Consider the following 13656-nt stretch of genomic DNA (forward strand, 5'->3'; position numbering starts at 1 on the left):
CACCCCTCCGGAAGGGTGTTGAGATAGGCACAGAAGCCGGCGACGAGCCGGATGATTCACCGGAGGCCGCACGTGACCCATGACGTCTTCAACCAGGCTCATCCGCTCACCGGGCACGACGTGTCCGCCGACGCCGCCCTGATGGAGGGCGTGGCCCGCGAGGGTGCGGGATGGGCCACCGGGGAACTGCACAGGCTCGGCCTCCTCGCCGGCTCCGAGCAGGCCCAGGAATGGGGACGGCTGGCGAACGAGCACCCGCCCGTCCTGCGTACCCACGACCGGTACGGGCGGCGGATCGACGAGGTGGAGTTCCACCCCGCCTGGCACGAGCTGATGACCGTCGCCGTCGACAACGGCATGCACGCCACCCCGTGGTCGAGCGCCAGGCCGGGCGCGCACGTGGCCCGCGCCGCCAAGTTCTACGTCTGGAGCCAGGTCGAGGCCGGGCACGGCTGCCCGATCTCGATGACCTACGCCTCGATCGCCGCGCTGCGCCACAGCCCGGCGCTCGCCGCGGACTGGGAACCCCTGCTCGCCGCCCGCAGCTACGACTTCGGGCTGCGCCCGCCGCTCGGCAAGCGCGGAGTGCTCGCCGGGATGGCGATGACCGAGAAGCAGGGCGGCTCCGACGTGCGCGCGGGCACCACCCGCGCCAAACCGCAGGGCGACGGGAGCTACGTCCTGACCGGCCACAAGTGGTTCAACTCCGCCCCGATGTGCGACGTGTTCCTGGTCCTCGCCCAGGCTCCCGGCGGATTGTCGTGCTTCCTGCTCCCCCGCGTCCTTCCCGACGGGACCCGCAACGCCGTCCACCTGATGCGGCTGAAGGACAAGCTGGGCAACAGGTCCAACGCCAGCGCCGAGGTGGAGTACCACGCCGCGACGGCCTGGCTGGTGGGCGAGGAGGGCCGGGGGCTGCGGACCATCCTGGAGATGGTCAACATGACCCGGCTGGACTGCGTGATCGGCTCCGCGGCCGGCATGAGGTACGGCGTCACGCAGGCCGTCCACCATTCCAGGAACCGGGGCGCGTTCGGCAGGAAGCTCGCCGACCAGCCGCTGATGCGCAACGTCCTGGCCGACCTGGCCCTGGAGTCGGAGGCGGCGACCGTCCTGATGACGCGGCTGGCCGGGGCCACCGACCGGGCCATCGCCGGCGACCAGGCCGAGGCCGCGCTGCGCCGCACCGCGCTGGCCGTGAGCAAGTACTGGGTCTGCAAGCGCGCCCCGGTCCACGCGGCGGAGGCGCTGGAGTGCCTGGGGGGCAACGGCTACGTCGAGGAGTCGCAGATGCCGCGATTGTTCCGCGAATCGCCGCTGAACGGCATCTGGGAGGGGTCGGGGAACGTCGCGGCGCTGGACGTGCTGCGCGCCCTGGGCCGCGAGCCCGAGGCCCAGGAGGCGTTCTTCGCCGAGGTCGCGCTCGCCGCCGGGGCCGACCGGCACCTGGACGCCGCCACCGACCGCCTGCGCAAGTCCCTGGACGACACCACCGACTTCGAGATCCGGGCCCGGCGCGTCGCCGAGGACATGGCGCTGGTGCTGCAGGGCTCCCTGCTCGTCCGGCTGGCTCCCGCGGCCGTGGCCGACGCCTTCTGCGTCTCCCGCCTGTCCGGCGACGCGGGACGCGCCTTCGGCACCCTGCCCACCGGCCTGGACCTGGACGTCCTCGTCGAACGCGCCTCGTTCTGACCCCTGTCCTCCGGGTTCCGGGACAACGGGGCGCTCCGGGTCACGGCGAGGTGACGACGCCGAGTAGGGTCGGTCATGGCCAACGGTTCATGATCGAAAGGACAATCGCCATGGCGACGACACGTACCGCGACGACTCAGTGGAAGGGCGCGCTGCTCGACGGTTCGGGCAGCGTCTCCCTCGACTCCTCCGGGGTGGGCACGTTCGACGTGTCCTGGCCCTCGCGCGCCGAGCAGGCCAACGGCAAGACCTCCCCGGAGGAGCTCATCGCGGCCGCCCACTCCTCGTGCTTCTCGATGGCCCTCTCCCACGGGCTGGCCCAGGCCGGCACCCCGCCCCAGACCGTGGAGACGAAGGCGGACGTGACCTTCCAGCCGGGAGAGGGCATCACCGGGATCGTCATCTCGGTCCGCGCCCAGGTTCCCGGCCTGACCGCCGAGCAGTTCCAGGAGGCGGCCGAGACCGCCAAGGCGAACTGCCCGGTGAGCAAGGCCCTCTCGGGCACGACGATCAGCCTCAACGCCGAACTGCTGAGCTGATCGCGGTCACGCTCTCGCGATCGGGATGACGGCGGCCGGGCCGCTCCGCAGGGCGTTCGCCACGGACGGCCCCGCCCCGGAGCGGACCGGTCGCCTCGAACCGGTCACCGAGGGTGGCCGGCGGCGGGCCGATCACGACGCCTTCGCGGCCACGCGTACCTCACCGGTCACGCGTGGTCACGCGGCGCGCACGGAAACGGTAGGTACGGAAAGCACGCCATACCCCGCATACGAAACTCCTCATTACCACCTTAAAGTGACAGGGGCGGAAACCCCCTGCACATAGGGAGCCTGACCAGAGGAGAAAGGGTCACATGCGCGCAGTCTGGCCGGGAGAGTCCTATCCGCTCGGCGCCACCTGGGATGGCGTGGGTACCAACTTCTCACTGTTCTCCGAGGTAGCGGAGCGTGTCGAGCTCTGCCTTTTCGGAGACGACGGCCGCGAGGAGCGCGTCGAGCTGACCGAGGTCGACGGGTTCGTCTGGCACGGCTACGTCCCGGGGATCATGCCCGGACAGCGGTACGGCTACCGCGTCCACGGCCCCTACAACCCCTCCCAGGGACACCGGTGCAACCCCTCCAAGCTGCTCCTGGACCCCTACGCCAAGGCCGTCGAGGGTGACCTGAAGTGGAACGAGGCGATGTTCTCGTACCAGTTCACCGATCCGGGCAACCGCAACGACGAGGACACCGCCCCCTTCATGCCGAAGAACGTGGTGATCAACCCGTTCTTCGAGTGGGGCAACGACAGGTCGCCCCGGACCCCGTACCACCAGACCGTGATCTACGAGGCGCACGTGCGCGGGCTCACGATGCGCCACCCCGCGGTGCCCGAGGAGCAGCGCGGCACCTACGCGGGGCTGGGCCACCCGGCGGTCATCGAACACCTGCTGAGCCTGGGCGTCACCGCGGTGGAGCTGATGCCGGTGCACCAGTACGTGCCCGAGCACGCGATGGTCGCCCGGGGGCTGACCAACTACTGGGGCTACAACACGATCGCCTACCTGGCCCCGCACGCCGCCTACTCCGGGTCGGGCCAGCGCGGTGAGCAGGTGCTTGAGTTCAAGGCGATGGTGCGGGCACTGCACGAGGCGGGGATCGAGGTCATCCTCGACGTGGTCTACAACCACACCGCCGAGGGTGACCACATGGGGCCCACGCTGGGCTTCCGCGGCATCGACAACCGGTCGTACTACCGCCTGCACGACGGCGACCGGCGCTACTACCTCGACTACACCGGCTGCGGGAACTCCCTCAACGTCCGCTCGCCGCACGCCCTCCAGCTGATCATGGACTCGCTGCGCTACTGGGTGCTGGAGATGCACGTGGACGGCTTCAGGTTCGACCTGGCCTCCGCCCTCGCCCGCGAGCTGCACGACGTCGACCGGCTGAGCGCCTTCTTCGACCTGATCCAGCAGGACCCGGTGATCTCCCAGGTGAAGCTGATCGCCGAGCCGTGGGACGTGGGACCCGGCGGCTACCAGGTGGGCAACTTCCCGCCGCTGTGGATGGAGTGGAACGGCAAGTACCGCGACAGCGTGCGCGACTTCTGGCGCGGGAGCGGGTCCGCGCTGCCGGAGTTCGCCTCCCGGCTGACCGGGTCCGCCGACCTGTACGCCATCTCGGGGCGCCGCCCGGTGGCCTCCATCAACTTCGTCACCTGCCACGACGGGTTCACCCTGACCGACCTGGTCTCCTACGACCGCAAGCACAACGAGGCCAACAAGGAGAACAACCGCGACGGCACCGACGACAACCGGTCGTGGAACTGCGGCGCCGAGGGCCCGGTGGAGGACCCGGAGATCGTGACCCTGCGCCGGCGCCAGCGCCGCAACCTCCTGGTCACCCTGTTCATCTCCCAGGGCGTGCCGATGCTGCTGGCCGGCGACGAGTTCGGCAGGACCCAGCGCGGCAACAACAACGCCTACTGCCAGGACAACGAGATCTCCTGGATCGACTGGTCGCTGGTCAACACCGAGGGCGACCTCCTCGACTTCGTCAGGAGCCTGTCCAAGCTGCGGCGCGAGCACCCCGTCTTCCAGCGGCGCCGTTTCTTCCACGGCCACAAGGCCGACGACGGGACCCGCGACATCGTCTGGCTCACCCCGGCCGGCGAGGAGATGTCGGCCGGCGACTGGCACACCGGCTACGCCAAGTCGCTGACCGTCTTCCTGAACGGCGACGCCATCACCGAACCGGGCACGCGCGGCGAGCGGATCGCCGACGACTCCTTCCTGCTCCTGATCAACGCCCACCACGAGGACATGTTCTTCAACCTGCCCGAGGCGAGGTACGGCAAGCGGTGGCAGCGTGTGCTGGACACCGCGGACGACGGGCCGGCCGAGGCCCCGTTCGCCGAGGAGTCGTGGCCGGCCGAGGCCTCGGTGGAGGTGACCGCGCGCTCGGTGCGGATCCTGCGCTGCGCACGCCTGTAGAGCCCTTCCAGGTCTCTCGTGCGCCTTGAGATCTTTCCCATGCGTTCCGGGATCTCTCGGGCGGCCTTGAGGCCTCTCAGGCGTCCTCAACGTCCTCTTGGGTGCCTTTGAGGGGTCTCCTGGGCGCCCTTCGAGGGGTCTCAGGCGCCGGACGCGACCGCGGCGGTGAGCAGGACGAGCACGAACGTCACCACCCCCACGGCGCCGTGCAGCAGGACGGCGATCATGGGGAAGCGCTGCTCGGCGCCGCGGGCGTGGCGGCCACCGCCCAGCCAGCGGGTGAACATCGTGAAGCCCAGCAGCGCGGAGGCCGAGAGCACGCCGAACGACAACCAGGCGAAGAGCGGATCCAGGGTGAGCACGTGGACGACCCAGCAGGCCAGGGCGGAGACCGCCAGGACCGGATGAGCGAAGATCAGCAATGCCGGGAAACGGGTGACCTTGGTCGCCTGCTGGCGCAGCCCTCCCCCGGAGAGCCACAGATACAGCAGGTAGATCCCGACCATCGCGGTGATCAACCATGTCACGATCGCGACAAGCCCCACACAGCCCTCCCGTGTCTCCAGGGATGAATCATGTATCGGGAGCCGTCCGAAGTCACTACAAGCCTTCACAACCGTTATCGACCATGCCGGGAAAGCTCACGGACCGCCTTCGTGCGAAGGTAGGGCGATGCGCCTCATCCATCCCGAGATCCATCCCGGGACCTCTGCCGAGGTCGACCTCGCGCGGGCCTACGCCTACCCGGCCGGCCCCTGCCTCCGGATCAACATGGTCGCCAGTGCCGACGGCGGGACCTGGCTGAAGGGGTTGTCGGGGGAGCTGTCCGGCAGGGGCGACCGCCACGTCTTCTGGGTACTGCGCGGGCTGGCCGACGTCATCGTGGCCGGGGCCGCGACCGTACGGGCCGAGGGGTACGGCCCGGCGCGGGCCAGGCCGTCGTGGCGGGGGCTGCGCGAGGGCCGCCCGGCCGTCCCGCCGGTGGCGGTGATCACCCGCGGGCTCGACCTCGACCTGTCGGGCCCGCTGTTCGCCGAGGCGGAGCCGTACGCCCGGACGATCGTCATCACCTGCGAGGCCGCGCCCAGGGAGCGTCGCGAGGAGGCCGCCAGGCACGCCGACGTGATCGTGGCCGGGGGCGAGCGGGTGGACCTGGCGCTGGCGACGCGGGAGCTCGCCGAGCGCGGCCTGACCCGGGTGCTGTGCGAGGGCGGCCCGAAGGTCAACGCCCAGCTGGCCGCCGCCGACCTGGTCGACGAGCTCTGCCTCACGGTGAGCCCGGTGCTGATCGGCGGGGACGCCGCCAGGGTCCTCGACGGCCCGTCCTCGCTCGCGCGCCTGCGCCTGGCCCACGTCCTGGAGGACGAGGGGTTCCTCTTCACGCGGTACGTCCGGCGGCGCGAGGAGGCCGTGACCCCCTGAGGTCGTGACTCCTTAAGGTCGTGACTCCTTGAGGCCGCGGCCCCTGACGCCGTACCCCCGAGGCCGTGACCCCCGGCGCCGCGGCCCCCGAGACCGTGTTCCGCAAGGCCGGGACGGCGTTCGTATGGACATCTCGGCAAAGAAACGATATATCTCGAATATGTCTCGAACATCTTCCTCCGGTGACGAACTGCGCGCCTCGCTCGAGGCCCGCCGGCACCTCGGGCCGGAGTACGAAGACTCCCTCGTCGAGGGTTTCCTGGAGAAGGTGGACCAGGAGATCGACAAGCGGGTGGACGACCGGCTCGCCGCCCGCGCCCGCGGGGAGAGCCCCGGAGTCCGCCCCTCCCTGGACGCCGGGCAGCGACTGGCCCTGGCGATCATCTCCCTCGGGCTCGGGGTGCCGGGAACGATCGCGGTGTCCTACACCGGCCTGAGCGAATCGCTCCTCGGGTTCGTCCTGGTGCTCATGTGGGTCGGGATCATCAGTGTGAACGTGACGTTCACCATCGCGCGGCGCCGCCGGAGCTGACCCGGCCGCCGGATCCCGCTCTCACGCCAGGTAGGCGTGGGCCCGGGAGGCTTCCCGGCACGGACGAGCGAGGCTCGGCCGTGCCGGGCTTTTTTGATCTTTGTCACAAAGATCGAGAGACACCTTCAATCTTGGTGATTCTCCTGGTTTACTCCTCTGGTTTACTCCTCGTTCATGGACAGGAAACCCGGAGTCGTGCCACGGGGGTGCGGCACGCGTGACATCCAGGAGGCCGGTGCGCAGTGGTCGACGTCAACACCGAGGCACTCAAGGCCGCGACGCAGAACTTGATCAGTGTCCTCCGCCCCATCGCGGAGCAGGTCAGCACCCTGGCCGAGGGCACCCATCTCCACCCCTACCAGTGGGGTGCCATCGGCGCGGCCACGGTGGCCAACAACTACACACCGGCCCGCGAGTACCAGGCCAAGCAGGCCGCCGACTTCGTCAAATGCCTCGACGGCATCCACGCGGGACTGCTCAGCGTGGTGCTCCACTACCGGGAGGCCGAGCTGGCGACCGCCATTCGCGTACAGGACGCACAGAAGATGGCGGACCTCCCGGGCAAGATCGCGCTGGACAGGTCCGACCTCGAAGGTGCGACAAAGGGCAAGGACTTGGGGCCCACCGACTGAACAGGAAGGAGGCGCCATGGCGGGCGAAGAGGTCTTCATCGGTGCCGTAGCCGGGGGTGCCGTCATCGGCGGCATGAAGGTCCTGGGCAAGATCGGCCCCTCGTGGGCCGCCAGCCTGGCGAAGATTCAGCTGGCCGGGACGCTGGCCAAACCCGCGGCGGGCGCGGCGGCCGTCTGGTTACTCGCCCAGCCGTGGGACGACGATGCGATCACCAAGGTCTTCAACGACTGGCGCACGATCAACCTGAAACTCCTGCACATGCGGATCAGGGAGTGGGACAACGAGCTCAAGGCGGTCCAGGCCGCCTGGCCGGAGGGCGAGGACCGCAAGGCCTTCGACAGGTTCATGGCGGTGGTCCACCAGGAGGCCCTGCAGACGGAGATGGCCGCGACGCAGATGGCCAACGCGGTGCAGGACGCCCAGTCGGACATCCGGAAGATCGTCAGCAACGCCGGGGTGATCGTCGACAGCCTCCTGGGCATCATCATCGCCTCGGAGATCGCCGAGCTGATCGGCAAGCAGATGATGGCCTCGGCCGTGCCGCCGATCGCCGCGAAGGGTGCCGTGGTGGTGGCGATGGCTCAGGCCACCCAGGCGTCGTCCGGGCTGTTGCTGATGGGCACGGCGGTCAACGCGATCGTCGGCGCGACGGCGGCCGTCATCTTCAGCATGGGCAATCTGTCCGCCCTGATGAGTGCGGACAACCAGTTCCCCCTGCCGCAGGCCAACCTCAACAGCGACGGTACCGACGGCAAGACGGACTTCGACGACATCACGCGCAGGAGCGCGGTCAGGTCGCCGGGGGAAGGCTGGTCCTACACCTGATCGCGAATGTGGGGGCGGGACACGGCGTGCCCCCGCCCCCACGTCGGACCACCCGTCGCGCACCACGCCGGCGCCGATCCGGCGCGGGGCCGCGTCAGCCCTCGTACTTGTCGCGCAGCTCCCGCAGGCTCCGCAGCGCCTCGGCGACCCGCGGATCCGCGGAGACACCGGCCCCCGGGTTCAGGCTGGGCATCCGACCCTGCAGCGCCTCGCTGAACCCCGTCATGCCGCCGAGCAGGGGCGCCAACACCTCGTCCATCCGGGCGGACGCCACCTTCGTGGCCTCCCCGACGGCCTCCATGATCGCCTCCCCCAGCGCCTCGGAGCCCAGCCTCATGGCCCTGGGATTGATGTCGACGCCCAGCAGGGCCCCGCCGGGAGCGACCTCCACCTTCACCAGCCCGTCGGCCGCCTCGCCGTGGGCCCGCATATCGGCCAGTTCCTCGCGCATCCCCTCGTACTGCACCGAGAGCTTGTCAAATCCCTCCGCCAGCCGGTCCACCTCAGGGTCGCCAGTCCGCCCGAAGCGGCCGTCAGCCGTGGTCATCCGATCCTCCAGGAAACGACTCAAGATCAAAGAGTGTCATGTGCACTCTAATACCCCATCCGACCCCAATGCGGGCGGGTGGCCCTCATCAGGTCACAGGAGGACGTACGGTGATAGGTCCGGCCGGACACCGTTCAGACGTGCGCGGTCGACCAGCCGATATGGGGTGCCGCGTGGGCGAGAAGGCCCGGCAGCGCGGGGTGGAGGCCGGCCGGCAGCTCGCCCTCACCGAACCAGGTCAGGTTCCCGATGCGGTCCGGCTCCGACGGCGTGACCTCCCGCGGGTCGACCAGCACCGCGAACTGGACGGACACCCAGTGCGTCGGCAGTTCGCCCGAGGTCCGCCTCACGTTGGCCACCCCCACCTGGACCAGGTCCAGGGCGGTGGCGCCGAACTCCTCGCCGACCTCGCGCCGGACGCACTCCTCGAAGTCCTCGCCGAACCCGAGCTCGCCCGCCCCGGAGTCCCACACCTCACGGCTGTCCCTCGCTCCGGGACCGCGCAGGTGCAGGAGGATCCGGCCCTCGCCGTCGTGGCAGACGAAACTGCAGCTGACCCCGATGTGGGAACGGCCGGCCGGGCGGGGGTCGACGGGGGCCGGACCGGGGTCGCGGTCGGGGTCGCGGCCGGGGTCGCGGTCGAGGCCGTGGTTGCGGCCGGGGTCGAGGCCGGGGCCGGGGTCGCTCAAGGGAGTCCGTCCTGGGTGAGGTCGAGGCGCGGGCGTCCGCCCGCCGCGCGGGACCAACCGTAGACCAGCCGGGAACCGGGCCGTCAGGGCGGGATCAGGGTCGCTCACGCGCGGGAACGGGTAGGTCCGCCCCGGAGCCGCCGCGGCGGCGGGACCGGGCACTCAACGGGACGGACCGCACAATCACCTGCCGTACCCACCGGTGTCCAGGCGCTGGCGCGCCACCCGGACGGCGGCATTGTGGCCGATCCGCGGCGTGCGGACGGCCGGCAGGTGATTTCACCCCTCAACGGGAAGGTGAACCACCCTCCACACCCTTAAAGACGCCAAAACGGTCATCAAAGGATGCTTCGCCCATCAAGATTTTTTCGGACGCACCGGCCGGACGTACGGGCCGGGCACCCGACGCCGGGACTCGCCTCTCCGCCCGCTTCGGCGACCGCATAGGCTGGCGGGATGGACAAGGTGGTAAAGAGCGACGCCGAGTGGCGCGTCCAGCTCTCTCCCGAGGAGTTCCGCGTGCTCCGCCAGGCGGGGACCGAGCGTCCCTTCACCGGCGAGTACGTCGACACCAAGACAGTGGGCGTCTACAGCTGCCGGGCCTGCGGCACCGAACTGTTCCGGTCCGATACCAAATTCGACAGTCATTGCGGCTGGCCCAGCTTCTACGAGCCGTCGAAATCCGAGGCGGTGACGCTGATCGAGGACCGCTCGATGGGCATGACCCGCGTCGAGGTCAGGTGCGCGACCTGCGACTCGCACCTCGGACACGTCTTCCACGGCGAGGGCTACGGGACCCCCACCGACGACCGCTACTGCATCAACTCCGTCTCGCTGAGGCTGGAGCCCGTCGAGTAGGCTACCGGCTCACCTGTGGAGGCCCCGCCGGACCGACATCCGGCGGGGCCTTCCGCGCTCGGACGGCCACCTCGCTCCGCCCGGGAGGTTAACCGGCCGCAAGGAGGGGCAAAGCGAGATGACGCGTAGTGCCCGGACACATCCGTAGCGTGTTCACCTAAGGAGCTCCCGTGCATCTCCGCCATAAATGGGAGATCATCGAGACCATCGGCCGGGTGGTCACCCAGCGCTGCTCGATCTGCGGCAGGACCAGGGTCCGGGTGGTCTCGGCGGCGCCCCGCGTCGACTATCGCGGACTCGGATAGGTGAGGCGGCAGTCGGCGTCGTCGGGGCCGAGGACGTTGGCCAGGACCGGGTTGCCGTTCTCCCCGAACTCGGCCTGGACGAAGACCACGGGACTGGGCATGCCGAGCTCTCCGACGAGATAGTCGACGCCCGCCTCGCAGAGCTTGATCGCCTGCTTCGAGTTGTCCGCCGTCTCCGGCAAGTCCGTATATATCCGTAGATAACCGCCGACCATGCGGATGTCCTTGATCCGCTTGGTCACCTTACGGCTCTCGAAGTAGGCCACCGCCTTCTTGTCGGTGTGCTTGGAGGGCCCCGAGGCCTCGGCTTCCCTGTCCTTCTGACGTTTCTTCTCGGCCTTGGCCCGCTTCCCGGCCGCCTCCTCGCTCTTCTTGCCCTTCCCGTCCACCTCGGCGGTGACCACCGTGCCGGCCGCCGGGGCCCCGGGAGGCGCCAGGGCGGCCACGTCGCCGGGAAGCGGCGCCCGAGCCGTCCCGCCCGCGGGGGCCGCCCCGCCGGAGAACCACCCGCTCACCGCGAGGGCCCCCACCGCGAAGGCGACGACGGCCACCGAGACCTCGGGAACGTGCGAGCGAGACTTCTTCCTCCGGCGCCCCCGAGCACGCCGCCTGGATCGTGCCAGACCTTCGCCCCTTTTCACCCTTGGCCTCACATAGACAGGTGATTTTCCCCGAGTATGACAAAGCCAGGGGGCGGTAAAGAGACCTTCACGGGATTATTTTTCGCCGGTTCGTCACAGGAGGCACGCTCTTCACCTCGCGGAACTCCCAAACCTCCCGGACCTCCCGCAACCCCCGCGACCCGCGGAGCCCGTGAGGCTCCCGGCACCCGCGGGTCTCGCGGGAACCGGGGAACCGCGCCCTCGCCGCCGGGCCGGACCCGGCGGTGGCGTGGGAACGTGCGAAGGACTACGGCAGTGCCGCGATCAGCTCGCTCGGGGGCTTGCGGACCCCCGTGTAGAAGGGGGTCTCCTCGCGGGTGTGCCGCCGGGCCTCGGCGCCGCGCAGGACGCGCATCAGGTCGACGATGCGGTGCAATTCGTCGGCCTCGAACGCCAGCATCCACTCGTAGTCGTTCAGCGAGAAGCAGGCGACGGTGTTGGCCCGCACGTCGGGATACTCGCGGGCCATCCTGCCGTGCTCGGCGAGCATCCGGCGGCGGTCGGCGTCGTCCAGCAGGTACCACTCCAGGGAGCGCACGAACGGGTAGACGCTCACGTACCCCCGTGGCTCCTCCTCGGCCAGGAAGGCCGGGATGTGCGACTTGTTGAACTCGGCCGGGCGGTGCAGCGCCATCGCCGACCAGACCGGCTCGGCCAGCTGCCCCAGGCCGGTGCGGCGGAAGCGCGAGTAGGTCTCCTGCAGGTCCTCGGCCGTCGGGGCGTGCCACCAGAACATGAAGTCGGCGTCGGCGCGGAAGCCCGCCACGTCGTACAGGCCGCGGGTGACCACGTCCTTGCGCCCCATCTGGGCCATGAGCTCCTCGACCTCGGCGGCCATGCCCTCACGGTGTCCCGGGCAGTGCTCCCTCATCCTGAAGACCGACCACATCGTGTAGCGGATCACCTGGTTCAGGTCGCGTGCCTTGGGCCGCGGGTTCCCGTCCGTCATCGTCACCCCTTTGTCAACGAATCGGTGCTGTTCTGCCATTCTCCCGTGGGGTCCAGGTGGTCGAGAATCCGGGCCGCCGCGGTGCGGGCGGTGGCGACGCAGGCGGGGATGCCGAGGCCGTCGTAGGCGGCGCCGCACAGGGCCAGGCCCGGCTGCTCGGCCGCGGCGGCGCGGATGCGGGCCACCCGGTCGAGGTGGCCCACCTCGTACTGCGGCAGGGAGCCTCCCCAACGGGTCACCCGGGAGTCGCGGGGCAGGCCGCGCACGCCCATGACCTCGACCATCTCGGCCATCGCCAGCGCGACCAGCTCCGCGTCGTCGCGCTGGAGCACGGCCTCCTCGCCGATCCTGCCGATCGAGCAGCGCAGCAGGACCAGGCCGGGATCGCTCTCCGCCAGATGCGGCCACTTGACCGAGCTGAACGTGGCGGCCTTGATCGGGCGCCCGTCGACGGCCGGGACCAGGTAGCCGCTGCCGGTCGGCGGCCTGGGAAACGCCTCGCGCGGATAGGCGAGGGTGACGATGGCCATGCTGGCGTACTCGATCCTGGCCAGCTCGGCGGCGGCCCGGGGCACCTCCCCGGCGAGCAGACGGCTCGCCGCGGGGGCCGGAACGGCGACGATCACCGCGTCGGCCTCGACGGTCTCCGGCGCGGGGACGGGGCCGGTGACCAGCAGCCAGCCGTCCTCGGTCCTGCGCAGCTCCCTGACCGTGACGCCGGTCCTGATCTCGGCCCCCGAGGCGGCGGCGACGGCCTCGGGCAGGCTGCCCATCCCCCGGCTCAGGGTGGTGAAGACGGGCCCGGCGTCCTTGGGGGCGTCGGCGGCGATCTCCCTGGCCGCGGTGAGCAGCGACCGCTCGGACCTGGCCGCGATCGCGATCCTCGGCATGGTCGCGTCCAGCGAGAGCCGCTCGGCCCTGCCCGCGTAGACGCCGCCGAGCAGCGGCTCGACGAGCCGGTCGACCACCTCCTCGCCCATCCTGGCCCGGATGTACGCCGCCACCGACACGTCGTTGGTGACGCGCGTGGCCGGCAGGACGTGGTCCAGCGGCACCCGGGCCAGGCCCGCGGGGCTCAGGACGCCCGACCTGGCCAGCGCGAGGACGTCGGAGGGGACGCCCATGACGTGCCCCTCCGGCATGGGCCGCAGCACGCCCCTGGTCAGGATGCCCGCCTTGGTGGTGCCGGGGAGCCTCAGCTCCTCGCCCAGCCCGGCCATCCTGGCCAGTTCCTTGCCCTCGGGCCGCCGGGCGAGCATCGCCTCGGCCCCCGCGTCCATCGCCACACCCGCCACCTCGGTGGTGTGGAGCTTGCCGCCGATCCGCGGGGCGCCGTCGAGGACGGTCACCCTGAGGTGCTCGCCGTGCCTCCGCAGGTGCCACGCGGCGGCCAGCCCGGCGATCCCGCCGCCGACGACCACCACATGCCTCCGCTTGCCTTCCATGACCCGACCGTACCGGTCCCCCCGCCCGCCCCCGCATCCCGCCCGGCGCCCCCGTGACCCGACGGCGCGGAGAACGTGACGCCATCGTGACTGCCCTTCTCCGAACCCCTCCGCCGCGCCCGG

At 70.5% G+C, this 13656-nt stretch carries 15 protein-coding genes; 9 read left to right on the forward strand and 6 right to left on the reverse strand.

All coding sequences use genetic code 11. The features are described 5' to 3' along the window. Positions 1-72: 72 nt before the first annotated feature. From AB0G15_RS03990 to glgX, 3 genes are all read left to right on the forward strand, one after another. Complete coding sequence (locus AB0G15_RS03990) at positions 73-1692, forward strand: isovaleryl-CoA dehydrogenase (RefSeq protein WP_362835078.1); 1620 nt, start codon at positions 73-75, stop codon at positions 1690-1692. Between the two features lie 110 nt (positions 1693-1802). Continuing rightward, positions 1803-2231, forward strand: a complete 429-nt coding sequence (locus tag AB0G15_RS03995; protein ID WP_329083919.1) for an OsmC family protein — start codon at positions 1803-1805, stop codon at positions 2229-2231. Positions 2232-2545: 314 nt separating this feature from the next. Continuing rightward, positions 2546-4666, forward strand: a complete 2121-nt coding sequence (gene glgX, locus AB0G15_RS04000; RefSeq protein WP_362835080.1) for a glycogen debranching protein GlgX — start codon at positions 2546-2548, stop codon at positions 4664-4666. Between the two features lie 140 nt (positions 4667-4806). Here glgX and AB0G15_RS04005 read toward each other — a convergent pair whose 3' ends face one another. Further along, positions 4807-5193 carry a hypothetical protein gene (locus AB0G15_RS04005; RefSeq protein ID WP_362835082.1) on the reverse strand — a complete coding sequence of 129 codons (387 nt, stop codon included), beginning with the start codon at positions 5191-5193 and terminating at the stop codon, positions 4807-4809. 145 nt (positions 5194-5338) lie between these two features. Here AB0G15_RS04005 and AB0G15_RS04010 point away from each other — a divergent pair, with 145 nt between their 5' ends. The 4 genes from AB0G15_RS04010 (at position 5339) to AB0G15_RS04025 (ending at position 8078) form a co-directional block, all read left to right on the forward strand. Then, positions 5339-6088: a pyrimidine reductase family protein gene (locus tag AB0G15_RS04010; protein ID WP_362835084.1), complete on the forward strand. Its 750-nt coding sequence runs from the start codon at positions 5339-5341 to the stop codon at positions 6086-6088. A 160-nt stretch (positions 6089-6248) separates the two neighbouring features. After that, positions 6249-6620: a hypothetical protein gene (locus AB0G15_RS04015; protein WP_362835086.1), complete on the forward strand. Its 372-nt coding sequence runs from the start codon at positions 6249-6251 to the stop codon at positions 6618-6620. A gap of 242 nt (positions 6621-6862) precedes the next feature. Further along, positions 6863-7252 carry a hypothetical protein gene (locus AB0G15_RS04020; RefSeq protein WP_362835088.1) on the forward strand — a complete coding sequence of 130 codons (390 nt, stop codon included), beginning with the start codon at positions 6863-6865 and terminating at the stop codon, positions 7250-7252. A gap of 16 nt (positions 7253-7268) precedes the next feature. Then, positions 7269-8078 carry a hypothetical protein gene (locus AB0G15_RS04025; RefSeq protein WP_362835090.1) on the forward strand — a complete coding sequence of 270 codons (810 nt, stop codon included), beginning with the start codon at positions 7269-7271 and terminating at the stop codon, positions 8076-8078. Positions 8079-8172: 94 nt separating this feature from the next. Here the strand turns inward: AB0G15_RS04025 and AB0G15_RS04030 are convergent, their stop codons facing one another. Both AB0G15_RS04030 and AB0G15_RS04035 read right to left on the reverse strand, forming a co-directional pair. Beyond that, complete coding sequence (locus tag AB0G15_RS04030) at positions 8173-8625, reverse strand: YbaB/EbfC family nucleoid-associated protein (protein ID WP_362835092.1); 453 nt, start codon at positions 8623-8625, stop codon at positions 8173-8175. A 134-nt stretch (positions 8626-8759) separates the two neighbouring features. Beyond that, positions 8760-9314, reverse strand: coding sequence for an NUDIX domain-containing protein (locus AB0G15_RS04035; RefSeq protein ID WP_362835094.1), 555 nt, complete (start codon positions 9312-9314; stop codon positions 8760-8762). A gap of 456 nt (positions 9315-9770) precedes the next feature. Here AB0G15_RS04035 and msrB point away from each other — a divergent pair, with 456 nt between their 5' ends. Then, on the forward strand, positions 9771-10172 hold the full coding sequence (gene msrB / locus AB0G15_RS04040; RefSeq protein WP_344746678.1) for a peptide-methionine (R)-S-oxide reductase MsrB: 402 nt from the start codon (positions 9771-9773) through the stop codon (positions 10170-10172). 170 nt (positions 10173-10342) lie between these two features. Continuing rightward, complete coding sequence (locus tag AB0G15_RS04045) at positions 10343-10477, forward strand: hypothetical protein (protein ID WP_362681108.1); 135 nt, start codon at positions 10343-10345, stop codon at positions 10475-10477. Here AB0G15_RS04045 and AB0G15_RS04050 read toward each other — a convergent pair. From AB0G15_RS04050 to hemG, 3 genes are all read right to left on the reverse strand, one after another. Next, positions 10459-11028 carry a hypothetical protein gene (locus AB0G15_RS04050; RefSeq protein WP_362835096.1) on the reverse strand — a complete coding sequence of 190 codons (570 nt, stop codon included), beginning with the start codon at positions 11026-11028 and terminating at the stop codon, positions 10459-10461. The two genes, AB0G15_RS04045 and AB0G15_RS04050, sit on opposite strands and share 19 nt — an antisense overlap. A 358-nt stretch (positions 11029-11386) precedes the next feature. Further along, the gene (gene hemQ / locus AB0G15_RS04055) at positions 11387-12088 is read right to left on the reverse strand and encodes a hydrogen peroxide-dependent heme synthase (RefSeq protein ID WP_362835098.1); all 702 of its coding nucleotides are present in this window, start codon (positions 12086-12088) and stop codon (positions 11387-11389) included. A gap of 2 nt (positions 12089-12090) precedes the next feature. Then, positions 12091-13533 carry a protoporphyrinogen oxidase gene (gene hemG, locus AB0G15_RS04060; protein WP_362835100.1) on the reverse strand — a complete coding sequence of 481 codons (1443 nt, stop codon included), beginning with the start codon at positions 13531-13533 and terminating at the stop codon, positions 12091-12093. Positions 13534-13656 lie beyond the last annotated feature (123 nt).

This window comes from Streptosporangium sp. NPDC023825 (assembly GCF_040639575.1).
Lineage (GTDB): Bacteria > Actinomycetota > Actinomycetes > Streptosporangiales > Streptosporangiaceae > Streptosporangium.